Annotated in this window: 10 protein-coding genes; 7 read left to right on the top strand and 3 right to left on the bottom strand. The window is 60.3% G+C overall.

The features are described from left to right. The 3 genes from AWB65_RS32495 to AWB65_RS32505 form a co-directional block, all read right to left on the bottom strand. Window positions 1-1,565, bottom strand: a 1,565-nt coding sequence (locus AWB65_RS32495; protein ID WP_087670943.1) for a site-specific integrase, incomplete at its 3' end; no start/stop codon positions are given. A gap of 398 nt (window positions 1,566-1,963) precedes the next feature. Next, the gene (locus AWB65_RS32500) at window positions 1,964-2,989 is read right to left on the bottom strand and encodes a hypothetical protein (RefSeq protein WP_087670936.1); all 1,026 of its coding nucleotides are present in this window, start codon (window positions 2,987-2,989) and stop codon (window positions 1,964-1,966) included. Then, window positions 2,958-3,179, bottom strand: coding sequence for a hypothetical protein (locus tag AWB65_RS32505; RefSeq protein ID WP_200821856.1), 222 nt, complete (start codon window positions 3,177-3,179; stop codon window positions 2,958-2,960). Before AWB65_RS32505 ends, AWB65_RS32500 begins: the two co-directional genes overlap by 32 nt. Window positions 3,180-3,641: 462 nt before the next feature. Between AWB65_RS32505 and AWB65_RS32510 the strand changes: the two genes are divergently transcribed. The 7 genes from AWB65_RS32510 (at window position 3,642) to AWB65_RS32540 (ending at window position 13,462) form a co-directional block, all read left to right on the top strand. After that, window positions 3,642-4,517 (top strand): tyrosine-type recombinase/integrase, encoded by an 876-nt coding sequence (locus AWB65_RS32510; protein WP_087670937.1) that lies wholly within the window; start codon window positions 3,642-3,644, stop codon window positions 4,515-4,517. 21 nt (window positions 4,518-4,538) lie between these two features. Continuing rightward, the gene (locus AWB65_RS32515) at window positions 4,539-5,708 is read left to right on the top strand and encodes an IS91 family transposase (protein WP_087670938.1); all 1,170 of its coding nucleotides are present in this window, start codon (window positions 4,539-4,541) and stop codon (window positions 5,706-5,708) included. Window positions 5,709-6,441: 733 nt separating this feature from the next. Next, complete coding sequence (locus AWB65_RS32520; protein ID WP_235007966.1) at window positions 6,442-6,888, top strand: YybH family protein; 447 nt, start codon at window positions 6,442-6,444, stop codon at window positions 6,886-6,888. Between the two features lie 191 nt (window positions 6,889-7,079). After that, window positions 7,080-8,456, top strand: coding sequence for an AAA family ATPase (locus AWB65_RS32525; protein ID WP_087670939.1), 1,377 nt, complete (start codon window positions 7,080-7,082; stop codon window positions 8,454-8,456). Between the two features lie 6 nt (window positions 8,457-8,462). Further along, a complete protein-coding gene (locus AWB65_RS32530) occupies window positions 8,463-9,302 on the top strand; it encodes a hypothetical protein (protein ID WP_235007970.1) in 840 nt (279 codons plus the stop codon). After that, window positions 9,233-10,420 carry a hypothetical protein gene (locus AWB65_RS32535; RefSeq protein WP_125474276.1) on the top strand — a complete coding sequence of 396 codons (1,188 nt, stop codon included), beginning with the start codon at window positions 9,233-9,235 and terminating at the stop codon, window positions 10,418-10,420. Before AWB65_RS32530 ends, AWB65_RS32535 begins: the two co-directional genes overlap by 70 nt. Window positions 10,421-11,113: 693 nt before the next feature. Next, entirely contained in the window at window positions 11,114-13,462 is a 2,349-nt protein-coding gene (locus AWB65_RS32540) for a hybrid sensor histidine kinase/response regulator (protein WP_087670942.1), read from the top strand. The last annotated feature ends 1,085 nt before the right edge of the window (window positions 13,463-14,547 follow it).

Here is a 14,547-nt window from a genome sequence, read left to right on the forward strand (position 1 = left end):
GCGAGCGCGCGGGTCGCATGGGTGTGTCGAATCCAGTGTGGGCTGGCTTGCTCGAGTTTGTGAGCGACAACGGAATCTGTCGGTCGGATTTGTTCGGCAACGAGACGAAAAAATCGCTTTAGCACGGTGCGAAGTCGCGTCCCGGAAATGCTCACCGAATGATCCTGGCCGAATGCGGGCACAAGCGGGAGGGTCCGACTGCAATGGCGCGGGTCGGCCTGCAGCCCTCGCTGATGAAGATAGGTTTGAAGAGCCTGCATAGCAAGGGGGGGCAAAGCGACCCGTGCGCTGCGGCGCCCCTTCCCCACCACGCGAAGCCAGTTATCTGCGGCGTCGCCGAAGATGACGTCGCCGATCCGCGCGTGAATCAACTCGTTCGCACGCAGGCCGGTTGCCAGTTGAAAGTCGAGTATGAAGCGCAGCCGCTGAGCTGCCTCGAGCGACCAGCCATGTTGCGTCGACAGGTCATTGGCCACATGCCGGGCGAATTGCCATTCCTCGTCATGAAGCGATCGCACACATATGGAAGCGGTTGCGCGCGTGGAGCCTGCGCTCACGCCGGCGAACGGATTGGCAACCACGTATTGTTGCTCGACCAGCCACCGGAACAGGGCTGAGAGCACCGACAATGCATAGGCAACAGATGAGGAACTTAAACGTCCGAAGAACGGGCACCACTCATCAGATAGACGAGTTTGCCGCGAACCGATCCATTGATCTCGTGGCTCAGGGGAGCGCAGGAACGCTCGGTAGGCAATGGCGTCGCTGGTGTTCAATGATGAAAGCGCTCGCTTGCGCTCAACATTAGCCCACAGTAAGAGCCGTTCGGCTTCCTTGCGATACGTCCGCGACGTTGTGGCGGGTTCGTGCAAGGACAGCCACGCTTCGATCGCCTCGCGGTCCGTCGTGACACTGAGCAGGCACCTGGCCCTGGGCGCCCGATACCGGCCTCTCGAACCATCTCGACTCCGCGCGGCCATGACATCACGCCAAACAACGCGCCGAGTCGGTTGCGATCGTTCCACCAGCTGTCGCGCTGATTCGGTCAATGACGGGTAACGCGAAAAGAACGCTTCGATACGGTGTGCTGACGCGGGGCCAATCCCCACCATCTCGCTCCACCAGTGATGGCGGCGAGGTACGCGCAATGTCAGCTCGGCGAACGTCGTGACACCCATTCGTTTCAACGGCAGGCTCGCTCGCGGCGCTAACCATAGACCGAGATCGTCGCTGATCTGCGGCTCGCGGTCCTGCAACTCACGCAACGCCTCGATCGCCCGGTGAACGGGCATACCCCGTCGTGCGTGGTCCGCGTTCCCATCCCGGAAAACCGCGGCAAGATCGTCTCGTCCGTTTGCTTGAGCGATATCGATCAAGCGGCGTCTGATCCGGCCCAGCATGCCGCGAGACGATTGCGCTTGGATTCGCCTGTGCGACAAATAGCGTTCGACGGCCGCGCGCGCCGAAAGGCCCTCACACCACGCGCGCAGTGCTGCGAGGGATGCGTGGTCGGGAAACCCGACATACGTTTGCCCGTGTTGACCGATGCGATGGGACTGCTTCACGTTCGCCTCCCGACGCGTGCAGCGGTTCCACAGACTATGCCATGGTTGCTATCCTTGCCTACCCCGCATCACCAACGGTGCCGTTCCGATAACCGCTCTTATTGAAATAGCCGTTCGCCATGCGAAAACTCCTGCTCTGTGAACCGTGCTTAAGGCTCAGATCGTCATGTAACAGCTCCAAAGGTTACGGTTCACCTGCATTTCCACATTAACGTAAGTCGTGTTCATCCAGAGACCTATCAACCCCGAAAGATGCATCGAACCCTGCACCGGCCCGACGGAGCGCGGTTGCTGTGAGCAGTTTGGCGGGTCGCGACAGACCGCAAGCGGCCATGAAAGGCCATTGATGTTTCGAGCATGAATGGCCGGAGCACGCTCAATTGCAGACCGCGTGCCTGCTATTTCCCCTGCTTGCAGTCCTTTTGCGGTGCTGATGCAGACCAGACGGCCCAAATGTCTACGCGGCGGTCATCCGGAAATCCTTGCTTAGCCATACATGCGTCACACTTTTCGACCATAGGTGAATGCCGAGGGCCAGCAGCCAGCACCAGTACTTGGTCAATAGTCGGTACGGCGCTCACATCCTTGCTGGATACGAGGTCTAACAGTCTGCGCCTGATTTCCTCCGCGCGGGCTTGGGCGAGGCCGATATTTGCGTCGAAGCGATCTCTCTCTACTTTGCCAAGCGCTAGGCGGTCCGTCGCACCAACTATCAACAGCAATCCTCGCTGCCCGAGTTTTTTACTTCGGATCCAGAGGTCTGCGGCTCTTTGCAGTTCCACCGTGGTGGCGCTATCGCCATCTTCGACTTGCACCGGAGACCCAGTAACGAATCCCGTGATCGCTGCAAGGTGTTGCGGTCCGATCGCTTCGACTGCGCTTACAGCGCACGTGGAATCCCCTTTTGGTGGAATTGCTGGTGTCGCCCCCCAAAAGAAGCTCATAACCAACAAGACGCCGCTCAGTGCCGGGCCGAGCACGTGAAGGAACCACATCGCCTCCCCAGTTCTTTCAATGAAGTCGGTGTATGGCCATGCCGATCGCTTTTTCGATTCCCGGCTGAATTCTCGAATCCATCGAGACTTATCATCGTCCGCATAAAGATGACGTTGTCTAACCAAAACGACGAGAAGTCCGACAAGCAGAAGATGCACTCCCAAGTAGAGCACCGCAGCAGCCATCGACCACTTCGCGAACTGGTTGGACAGGATTGCCGAACGCGTACCGTGAACCGCCCAGTTCGCGGCAATGAGCGCGAATGCGGCTTGCTGCCCATAGCGGGAAAGCCCGGACGTCCATGCGTTCAGGTGCTCGTGCAGCTCCTTAGCCGCGTCGCCTGCGCTTTCAAATCGACCAGCTCTTTTTTCGGGGCTGGTCGGTCGCCGCGAAAATTTACCCTTTATAGCCAGGACGGCCTCCACCATGCCCGTTTTTCTTCGCGGCCGCCTTCTTCGCCGCGACCTTCTTCGCTGCAACCTTCTTCGCTGCGACCTTCTTCGCGGCCGCCTTCTTCGCCGCGACCTTCTTCGCCGCGACCTTCTTCGCTGCGACTTTCTTCGCCGCAACCTTCTTCGCTGCAACCTTCTTCGCGGCCGCCTTCTTCGCCATTGCCATGAGCTGCTCCGCTAGTAGTCTTTAAACTTCGGCCATCTCGATTGAAGCACGTAGAATTCGAGGAATGCAATCAGTTGTCACCAGGCGATCACACATTCCAAGCTATCACGATTGCGGGTTAGGAAACCTCATTCCTAGATGACATCTCCGAATAATGTCATTAACGTCCCCAAACGGCGAGACTTTAACTGGGTCAGCTGCTATCGGGCGGCGTGTGTTCAGCAGCACTATCTGCGATAGCAAAGCTACGCGTTTCTTACACACACATGCCGCATGTCCGTGGTACATCACAAAGCGGTCGTTCGTAGAAAGTGCCTGTACGGCCGGACCGGGTCGAAGAACGAAACCGCTCGCGCGGTAGGGGGCTCCGGCCAGCGCGTGCGGTTCATGGGAGATCCGCCGCGCGGTTCCGTATGTTGGCGAATGAGGCAATCCGCCTCGTTCTCCAGCAGGAGCCCAATCATGACCTCCTCACAAGCAAACGCCAATCCACTGCGCCAGCGCATGACCGACGACATGCACATGCGCCAGCTTTCGCCGAAGACGCAGGACAACTATCTGCGCATCGTGCGCGAGTTTGCCCGGTTTCTCGGGCGCTCACCTGACACGGCCACCGTCGAGGACCTGCGGCGCTACCAGCTGCATCTGGTCGATCACGGCACATCGCCCGTGTCGCTGAACCACGCGATTACCGGCCTGAAGTTCTTCTTCGCGGTCACGCTCGACCGGCCCGAGCTGATGGTCAGGATGCAGCCGGTGCGCGTTCCACGCATATTGCCCGTCGTGCTCAGTCCCGATGAAGTGCGCCGCCTCATCGAGGCGGCCGGCAACCTGAAACACCAGACCGCGCTGTCGGTTGCATACGGTGCCGGGCTGCGCGCGAGCGAAGTGGTAGCCCTGAAGGTCGGCGACATCGACAGCCAGCGCATGACGCTGCGCATTGAGCAGGGCAAGGGGCGCCGTGACCGCTACGCCATGCTCTCGCCGGTGCTGCTCGAGCGCCTGCGCGTCTGGTGGCACGTGGCCCGGGCCCAGGGCAAGATGCTCGATGGCGGGTGGGTCTTTCCCGGGCTCGATCCCGTCGACCCGCTCAGCACGCGGCAGATGAACCGCGCCATCCATGCCGCCGCCGAGGCCGCACACATCGACAAGCGTGTTTCCATGCATACCTTGAGGCACAGTTTTGCGACACACCTGCTCGAGCAGAAGGTGGACATCCGCGTGATCCAGGTACTGCTCGGGCACGTAAAGCTTGAGAACACAGCGCTCTACGTCCAAGTGGCCACCGATCTTCTGCACGAGGTCACCAGTCCGCTGGACCGCCTGCCCTCCGAGTAAGCTCGAGCGCTGTGGCGCCTCATGCTTGAGGTTGCGGACATCTTCCGCAGCCACGGGCCAGCGTGGCGAGCAACGGCACACCTGAGCCTGGGGCAGCTGAAGGTCATGTCGGCCATCGAACAGTGCCGCACCGCGGCGCTGGGCGGGCATGTGCTGCGCTGTTCCGGCTGCGAGCACATCGAAGTCGCCTACAACTCCTGCCGTAACCGCCACTGCATGAAGTGCCAAGCCAGTGCCGCACGCCGCTGGCTCGAGGCGCGCCAGGCCGATCTGCTGCCCGTGGAGTACTACCACGTGGTCTTCACGCTGCCCGCCGCCATCAGCGCCATCGCCTGGTACAACAAGCGGGTGATCTACGGGCTGCTGTTCGACATCGCCGCCGACACGCTGCGCACCATCGCCGCGGATCCGAGGCACCTGGGTGCCCAGACCGGTGCCACGCTTGTGCTGCACACCTGGGGCTCGGCACTCACGCATCATCCGCACGTGCACGGCATCGTCCCCGGTGGTGGCCTGTCTCCCGACGGTGAGCGGTGGATTGCGTGCCGGCCCGGCTTCTTCCTGCCGGTGCGCGTTCTCTCACGCCTGTTCCGGCGCCGCTTCCTCGAGGCGCTTGCAGACGCGCACCGACGCGGCCAGCTGCAGTTCTTCGGCGAGTATGTGGAGCTCGCGGATCCAGCCGCCTTTGCGCGGTGGCTTGCGCCGTTGCGCACCTGCGAGTGGGTGATCTACGCTAAGCGTCCCTTCGCCGGCCCGGAAGCGGTGCTCGAGTACCTCTCACGCTATACGCACCGGGTCGCGATCTCCAACCAGCGCCTGGTCGCATTCGATGAGCGCGGCGTCACCTTCCGCTGGAAGGACTACCGGGCAATGGGGCGCACCCGCTACAAGACCATGACGCTGGAGGCCGGCGAGTTCATGCGCCGCGTCCTGCTCCATGTGCTGCCCGGCGGCTTCCATCGCATCCGTCACTACGGGCTGCTTGCCAACCCGGTGCGCCGCGCCAATCTCGCCAAGGTGCGTGAACTGCTGGACGTCGTGCCCGAGTTCAACATACCGCCGCAAGACGCGATCGTCGAAGCCCGGCCCGCCTTCGTCTGCCGGCACTGCGGTGCGCCGATGATCGTCATTGAGATCCTGGAACGCACTGCGCCGATTCGCGCACCACCCATGCGGCGAGGTGAGCCATGAGCGCAACGCTTCCTGCACGTGTAACCCGACCGTCGGCTCTGCGGCAACGCGGCCCACGAGCGGACGTTTGCGCCTGTCGCTTCGCGCAGTCCCTCGCAGCTCCGCTTCGCCATCACAACTGCGTCACTGCACCGCTTCATCACTGCGTCAGCGCGCATCCAGCATCCCGCCCGACCACGCATCCATCAACATTGCCGGGCATCCCGGCCTATCAATCGCCATAGCCGCCAGGACTCCGACTGCATCGGGGCACTCCGCGGTTTCCTCCATCGAGGCTCGTTCGACGCCTGCCAGCAACGCGCGGTGGCGTATTCACATTCCTGCGGACGATGGCAGGCATCGAACAACCCTAAACGGTTTCGGAAGCTCGGACCCGCGAGCGGCCTGGCCACCATCGGGACGCCGACGAGCTTCCGAGACGGCCATTTTCAGCCATTTCGAGGAGGCTGGACGCAGGTCCGGGATCGACCTCAACCATATCGCTTATGTCGTCACACCGCTGAGCGTGCGCTGGCGCGGCACCCTTTAAGCTGCCGACCGGGCGCTACCCCTTCAGGCATTTAACTCCGAGTTAATTGATTACGGGAGCGCCCGGTTTCTATACTCCACCCGCAGACGGGCGACTGGCATCGAAACGCTTAATGGCGCGAGCCGAATGCGAGTATAGGGTTTCCTCTAATACGCGCCCTGACACGTCGTCCAGTTCTGCGACTTCGCCACCTGGAGCTACGTGATGAACAAGTTCTCAAGACAATTTGCCGTATGCGCGGTATTGGCACTTGCCGCTTCGCAAACGGCGCTGGCGCAGCATGACAAGGCGGTCGATCAGGCGAACACCGCTTGGAACGCGGCTTTCAACAAGGGAGATGCTCACGGGCTCGCCGCCATGTACGACACGAAGGCGGTGGTCTCGCCCGGCAACGGAACGACCGTTCAGGGACGCGCCGATATCGAGAAGCTCTTCAAAAGCTACTTCGACGCCGGCGTACACGATCATACGATCGACGTCGTGCAGGCAAACCGCATCGGCAACGTGATGTACGAGACCGCGAACTGGACGGCTGTCGCGGAAAAGGATGGCAAGAAGACACCCTACAAGGGCGTGCTGGTGAAGGTCATGACCAAGGGCACCGATGGACAATGGCGTACGACCGCGCACACATGGAACGCGGCGCAATAAGTGACGGGCCAGACGCTTCGAATTTTGTTCGCCGCGAGAATTCAGGATCATGTTTCCGCACGCATGATAGCGCCGGACAGGAGCCGGTGACCGAGTTGGACGCTCAAGTGATCAAAGGGTTACCGCGCGAGATCGCTTCGTCAGCGGTGCCCCTCGGTTCTCGAGGGCCGACCTGGAAAAGCAGGTAACCTATGAAATGTCCGTCCTGCAAGACCGCCGTCCCGGATGGCAACAGGTTCTGCGTCGAGTGCGGCGAACTACTGCCTGTCGAGTGTCCAGCTTGTCAGCATCCGAATTCGCCGGACGCGAAGTTCTGTGGAGGTTGCGGTAGCCGGCTGAATGTCGGCGCATCCATTGCACGTGTCGAGACACCAACAACGCCGGCGCAAGCAATCGTACTGCCTTCCTCCTCGGCGGAACGGCGGCACGTGACTGTGATGTTCAGCGATCTCGTCGGTTCAACGGCGCTCGCTACTCAACTCGATCCCGAGGATCTCCATGAGGTGATAAACGCGTATCACGGTTGTGTTACGACAGCGGTCAGCTCTTATGGCGGCTTCGTAGCGAAGTACATGGGCGATGGTGTATTGATCTACTTTGGTTACCCGCTGGCGCATGAGGACGATGCCGAACGGGCAGTGCGGGCCGCGTTGGGCATAATCGAGGCGGGCTGCCCTCTAAAAGCACCTGGCCACGCACCCAGCCGGCTTCAGGTACGCGTCGGCATCGCCACCGGGCTCGCGGTAATCGGTGATCTGATTGGGGCGGGTGAGGCTCAAGAGCGCGGCATCGTCGGCGAGACACCGAATTTGGCGGCTCGAATGCAAGCCTTGGCCGAACCTGACGCTGTCGTGATTGAGCCGCAGACACGCCTGATTCTCGGAAATCTGTTCGAATACCGCGACCTCGGGCAGGTACACGTCAAAGGTTTCGCCCAATCTATGCAGGTATATCAAGTCGTTGGATTGAGCGCCATCGATAGTCGATTCGAAGCGCTTCACTCGACGGAGCTTACACCGCTCGTCGGGCGCGACGAGGAGTCACGATTACTGCTTCGTCGATGGGAGAAGGCAAAAAGCGGAAGTGGTCAGGCTGTCCTGATATCCGGCGAGGCGGGGATCGGCAAGTCGCGCATAGCAGCTGCACTTCTCGAACGGATTGGTGAGGAATCGCACACGCGATTGCGCTATTTTTGTTCTCCGCATCATATGGATAGCGCATTTCATCCGATCATCCATCAACTCGAACGAGCCGCAGCCTTCCAGCGCGACGATGATGCGCGCTCAAAAATCGACAAGCTCGACGCCCTGCTCGCGCGCGCAATGGCCTCCTCAGAAGAAGACAGTCGACTCATTGCCGACTTGCTCTTGCTGCCCGATATTGGACGACATCCGGAAGTTCATTTCAGCCCGCCGCAACGTAAGCAGAGGACGATTGACGCGCTTCTGCGGCAGCTTGATGGTCTTTCTCGACGACAACCTGTGGTGCACATCTTCGAGGACATACATTGGATCGATCCGACTAGCCTCGAGGCGCTGGATCGGACGGTCGAGCGTATTCGCCGATAACCCGTATTGCTCCTCATGACGTTCCGGCCCGAATTCGACCCACCGTGGATCGGCCAGCCGCACGTTACGACGATGGTACTTGGCCGGCTTGAACAGAGCGATATCTCGGCACTGGTCGAGACGATCGCGGGCAACACGATGCTGCCGCCAGAGATAGTCAATGAAATCGTAGAGCGCACGGATGGTGTTCCGCTCTTCGTCGAGGAATTGACGAAGGCCGTAGTCGAAGCCGGATTCGATGGGCTCGAAGTTGCAAGTACGCTGTCCAGAACGCCGGCCCGTACCATTCCGGCCACCCTGCACGCGTCGCTGATGGGTCGCCTCAACCGTCTCGGAGTGGCGAAGGAACTCGCCCAAATCGGTGCTGCTATCGGGCGCGAATTTACCTACGAACTTCTGGCTGCGGTGACGTCGCTATCTGAGCCGGCGTTGCGTGCGGGCGTGAACCAACTCGTCGCGTCGGGTCTGGTTTTCGGCCGCGGCATGCCCCCCGAAGCATCCTACCTGTTCAGACATGCGCTCTTGCAAGACGCCGCCTACGGCACCCTATTACGCGGCACGCGTCAGCAATTGCATGCACGAATCGCGGAGGCGCTCGAAAAGCGCTTTCCGGATCGCGTGATCCGAGAGCCAGAGGTGCTGGGACGCCATTTTTCGAAGCGCTACGGCCGGATCGCGCCGCTGCTTATTGGCTCAAGGCGGGAAAGAAAAGCGCCGAAAGCTCAGCCAATCTGGAAGCGATCAGGCATCTTTCCCGAGCGCTCGAGTCAGTGGGGATGCTTCCGGAGAGTCCCGAGCGTGATCGGCAGGAACTCACCATACAAAACACGATCGGGACGCCGTTGATTGCAGTCCACGGCTACGCGGGCATGGAAACCGGCGTGGCCTTCGATCGGGCGCGTATTTTAGGCGAACGACTCGGAGACGCTGGCGCTCTGCTGGCAACGCTCAGCGGGCAATGGGCCTTTCATTTTGTACGTGGCGAGCACGACATGATGCGGCAGCTGGCCGGCGAGGCGCGGCGAACGTCGCAGCAGATGTCCGATGAAGCTCTTCAGCTGGCGGGGTATCGGTTGGCCGGGCTCAACGCCATATACTTCGGACGGTTCGTCGAGGCCCGATCGGTGTTCGAGACGATCTTGCGTATCTATGACGTGAGCCGGCATCGTCCTCAGCCTGTGCATTACATCCATGATCCGAAGTTCTATGCGCTCGCATATCTTCCGGTCATTTACTGGGTACTAGGGTATCCAGAGCAGGCGAAAAGCTGGCAAGCAAAAGCATTCGAATACGCGACCGAATTGAATCAGGCGACGCTCACTACTCATGTGAAGATTTACGGCGGGGCCGGACTCGAGGAACTGCTTTTCGACGCAAGTGCAGTGCGCGCTTACGCCGATGCGATCATCGAGCTCGCCGACCTGCACAACCTGCGCTACTTCCGACTGAGCGGCCTGATCTTGAGGGGTTGGACGATGGCACAGGCTGGAGCAGGCCAGGAGGGCCTCGCGCTGATGCGTCGGAGTTGCACGGAGCGCCTCGCAATGGGTGTCAGCTGGTATCAGAGCCGATACCTATGCATGCTGGCGGCAACCTCCTTGCAACAGCGCCGCCCCGATGAAGGGTTAGCCGCCCTCGCGGAAGCCAGGAATCTCGGGACGCGCACCGACGAGCACATGTGGGAGGCGGAGATCAGGCGAATAGAAGGCGAACTCCGGCGGATGCAGGGCGCCCCGTTGGCCGAGGTAGAGGGACATTTCCAGGAGGCGCTTGCAATCGCCCGCGACCAGAATGCCAAGTCATTCGAATTGCGGGCTGCGATCAGTCTCGCCCGGTTGTGGTGTGATGACGGCAGCCACACCGAAGCTGGTCGAGTTCTTCTCGCTTCGATCTACAACTGGTTCACTGAAGGGTTAGACACACCCGATCTCAGGGAAGCGAAAAGACTGCTGGACAACCTGTAGTGCATCCGTCCATGCGAGCAAGAGGGCGGGACGGACTTACCGATTCTCGCACGCCGGCCATCGGAGGGCGCCCGATCTTCGGCACGGGTTTTCGTCGCGCGGAGCCAGGTACTGCAGTGCACCGAGTCAGCGGAAAGCAGATTCGTTCCAGCGAAAACGATCTGTGCAATTTGCGCGTGAGCGGGAAGGCCGTCCTACGCTCCGCCACATCGTGCCGAAAGGACTGCGTTCCAACAGGATCGCTGCCGTGACCGGTTCCTCCCGTTAGCTACCCTCGGAAGTTCGACGACCTTACCAGCAGGAATGGGTCCGAGTGAGTAGGTTAGGGGGCACACCGGTTCGCGTGGCTCGACCTGCGGTCTTCGGCAAACGGCCATAACGAGACATCCGCGGGAGCCGCCGAATGGCCGATTACCGTTTCGTTGCGGCCAACCGATCATCGCAGCATAGGCGGACAACGCATTGTCAACGCTTTGTTCCCTTCGCCGCGATTCCCGAATTCGCTCGCTTGCGGAAGAGATCTTTGCGCTGAGCTTGCCGTCGGCTTCTGGCCGGAGCAAAAGACCTTGATCGCCCGGCCGAGCCACGGACGACAAGGAAGGCGCGGGCCGCCGATCCTGATCGCATCGAATGACGGGGTAATATGTTGGGCGGCCACGCCAGCTTCAAAGACAGTCAAATCGGGAGTCGAATATGCCGGACAAACGGCAACCAGGCGATACGATCCAGAACTGGGCGGACAAGTGGGTTGCATCTGTCGCTGACTATTCAATTTGTGCGGTTTCGGTGGAAGGCCGGATTCTGACCTGGAATCCAGGCGGCATAGCTATCCACGGATTCCAGCCGGACGAGATCATTGGCCAGATGCTGGACATCCTCTACACAGAGGATGACCGCCAAAAAGCGGCGCCTGCGGTCGGCCTCGAAACCGCCCGACTGACAGGGCGCCACGACACCGAAGGCTGGCGAACCCGCAAGGACGGCACAACGTTTTGGGCGAGCGAGGTGATTACCGCATTGCATAGGGAAGGTGGGCAACTTGCCGGTTTTGTGAACATCGTGCGCGATATCACGGATAAAAAGGCCGCGCACGACGCAGTGCTGGAAAGCGAGCGACGATTCCGCGTGCTTGTTAACGGAGTGACTGACTATGCGATCTTCATGCTGTCGCCGGAAGGCGTGGTCACAAACTGGAACTCTGGCGCACGGCGCATCAAGGGCTACGCTGCAGAAGAAATTATCGGTTCGCATTTTTCGCGCTTTTACACGCCGGAAGACGCTGCGACAGGACTGCCACAGCGCGGGCTGACCGCTGCCGCAAGGGACGGGAGATTTGAAACGGAAGGATGGCGGGTCAGAAAAGATGGCAGCCGTTTCTGGGCGCACGTCGTGATCGACGCAATCCGTGACGAGGATGGAACGCTTGCTGGATTTGCGAAGATCACCCGTGACATCACCGAGCGGATGGAAGCGAACCGGGCTCTCGAAGAGACCAGAACGGCATTATTCCAGTCGCAGAAGATGGAGGCCATCGGTAAGCTGACAGGCGGCGTCGCGCACGATTTCAACAATGTATTGCAGGTATTGCGCGGTAACCTGGAACTGCTGGAAAACCGTCATGCCAGCGACGGATGGACCCGCGAGCGGCTCGACAAGGCGATCGACGCGGTAGAGCGCGGCGCCAAATTAGCATCCCAACTGCTCGCCTTTGGACGTCGGCAGCCCTTGCGACCGGTTGTGATCAACCTGGCACCCGCGATACGGGGCATGGATGATCTGTTGCGGCGCGCACTAGGCGAGACCATTGAGGTGGAGACGGTCGTCGCTGGCGGGTTATGGAACACGATCGTGGACATTCATCAGTTGGAGAACGTCATTCTCAATCTGGCAATCAACGCGCGCGATGCGATGCCGGATGGCGGAAAGCTGACCATGGAGCTGGCCAATGCGATGCTCGACGATCATTACGTTGCAGGGCTGCCCGATGTGCCGGTAGGCCAGTACGTCATGCTCGCCGTCACCGACACTGGCACAGGCATGCCGCCGGACGTGCTCGAGCGCGCGTTCGACCCGTTCTTCACGACGAAACCTGAAGGGTCGGGAACCGGACTGGGTTTGAGCATGGCCTATGGTTTCGTCAAGCAGAGCGGCGGACATATCCGCATCTATAGCGAGATCGGGCATGGCACCACCGTCAAGATCTACCTGCCGCGGTCCACCGAAACGGCAGTGGAGCCTCCCGCGAGACCGAGCCTCAGGTTGCTAGGCGGAACGGAGACCATCCTCGTAGTGGAAGACGACCTGAAAGTGCAATCGACCGTTGTTGATACGCTGTCCGGCCTTGGCTACAGCGTGCTGAAGGCAGACAGCGCAGAGCAGGCGTTGACCGTGATTCGAAGTGGCATCCATATTGACCTGCTTTTTACGGATGTCATCATGCCGGGGTTCCCGCGCAGTCCCGACATGGCTGCCCAGGCGGTGCAGCTTCTACCGCGCCTGAAGGTGCTCTTTACTTCCGGCTATACGCAGAATGCGGTTATTCACGGTGGACGGCTGGACTCGGGCGTTGAGCTGTTGAGCAAGCCATACAGCCGGGAACAGCTCGCCCACAAGATCCGCCAGATACTGGGCGGCACTCGGGCGACCCGTGAAAGCGAGGACGCGACGCTGTCAGAAGCAAACTGTGGCACGACAGGTCTCCGAGTTCTTCTGGTCGACGACGATCCTGCGTTACTGGAAGCTACGAGCGAATTGGTAAAAATGCTCGGACATGCCCCAGTCACGACTGGCTCGCCGGAAGAGGCATTGCGTTGGCTTGGGGACCAGGCATTCGACGTATTGCTCGCCGATCTCACCATTCCTGGCATGTCGGGAATCGAACTCGCCGAAAAAGCGGTTCAGATACGGCCAGCGCTGCGCGTGATCTTCGCCTCGGGCAACGAGATGCCCGATGTTCCAGCGCTGACGTTCCGCTGGAAGGCTTTGCACAAGCCCTACACCTTGGAAGAGCTGGATAAAGTACTGGACAGGCCCGAGGTTTAGAGGCGCTTATCGGCGTACTGGCCACAGTTCATGCGAGACGTACGTCCTGTCCAAAATACTGCACATAAATGCAATCGCATCGCTGGCGACCGTCTCAAATCGAGCCGAAAACCGACGGACGGAAACTCGTCCTGAGAGACCGAAACGGGTCGATTTGAGCCATCGACCTTACTGACCCGCAACGCAGCATGAGCGCATCGTTGAAAAGCCACAGTCGTCGATTTCGAAAAGCGACAGCTTCTTATGCCAGCCTCACAAGCTAGGCAAGCGCTCGAAAGGCAATAGACGGCAAAGTGCTTACTTGTATTTCACTCGAATCCAGCCTTGGCGGGAGAACGAGGCGCGCTGCAGCGTGGAGAGCATCAAATCGGAGGCCTCGATCAGCGGGACGACGCTTATGATGCCGCAGACGAGCGCTGACAAAGGCGAGTCTAGCCCAGGCGTATGCTTCCGAGCTCACCTGAGAGGGATTGCAGCCCGAGTAGGCGCCGAAGAGGTTGAAGTCATCGAGCGCCGTGTGCCCGTGCTCGTTGGAAGTAGATTACCGGTCTGAAGAATATCTAGAAAAATCGCGTCGGGATCGCTGTAGCACATGATCAAAGCTCCATCGTAGAGGCTTCCGGGCGAGCAATAGCGGTTCCCGTAAGGTTACCCTCAGTCATTCCACTGGGTCGACACCCTTTCTCGCTGCCCGGTCTCTACTTGATGACCCCGATCGCCGGTCACGGCTCTGCCGATGGATCTGAAACTGCGTTGTGGGGACCCCAGGACGACTCCGTGTCGTTGACGATCCCCCTCTCGGAGGTGGATCGATCGATCAACAATTGCGAACATCAGAGACTGCGAAACGGGAGGACACTGGTGGCGATCCTCGGCGGAACGCAATCCAGCCTTAGCCACGTCAGAGGAGGGCGGTTGGCCATTGCTATCGTTCGCCGACGGGCGTCACGAGGTCATTTAGGCGGCCGCAGAACGGCTACAACTTAAGCGAGCCGGTTCGGCTTCGCAAACGGAAAGTTAATCGCGACGGCGACGCCGGGAGAGCCCCGCCGCTTCGCTCAACCCCGCCGCGTCGCCAGTTCCGC

Source organism: Caballeronia humi, assembly GCF_001544475.1.
Lineage (GTDB): Bacteria > Pseudomonadota > Gammaproteobacteria > Burkholderiales > Burkholderiaceae > Caballeronia > Caballeronia humi.

Bases quoted from the DNA above. Each gene is read 5' to 3' on its own strand.
- AWB65_RS32520 (WP_235007966.1), top strand. From the start codon at position 6,442: ATGAACAAGTTCTCAAGACAATTTGCCGTATGCGCGGTATTGGCACTT.
- AWB65_RS32505 (WP_200821856.1), bottom strand. From the start codon at position 3,179: ATGGCAATGGCGAAGAAGGCGGCCGCGAAGAAGGTTGCAGCGAAGAAG.
- AWB65_RS32540 (WP_087670942.1), top strand. From the start codon at position 11,114: ATGCCGGACAAACGGCAACCAGGCGATACGATCCAGAACTGGGCGGAC.
- AWB65_RS32525 (WP_087670939.1), top strand. From the start codon at position 7,080: ATGAAATGTCCGTCCTGCAAGACCGCCGTCCCGGATGGCAACAGGTTC.
- AWB65_RS32535 (WP_125474276.1), top strand. From the start codon at position 9,233: ATGCTTCCGGAGAGTCCCGAGCGTGATCGGCAGGAACTCACCATACAA.
- AWB65_RS32510 (WP_087670937.1), top strand. From the start codon at position 3,642: ATGACCTCCTCACAAGCAAACGCCAATCCACTGCGCCAGCGCATGACC.
- AWB65_RS32500 (WP_087670936.1), bottom strand. From the start codon at position 2,989: ATGGTGGAGGCCGTCCTGGCTATAAAGGGTAAATTTTCGCGGCGACCG.
- AWB65_RS32515 (WP_087670938.1), top strand. From the start codon at position 4,539: ATGCTTGAGGTTGCGGACATCTTCCGCAGCCACGGGCCAGCGTGGCGA.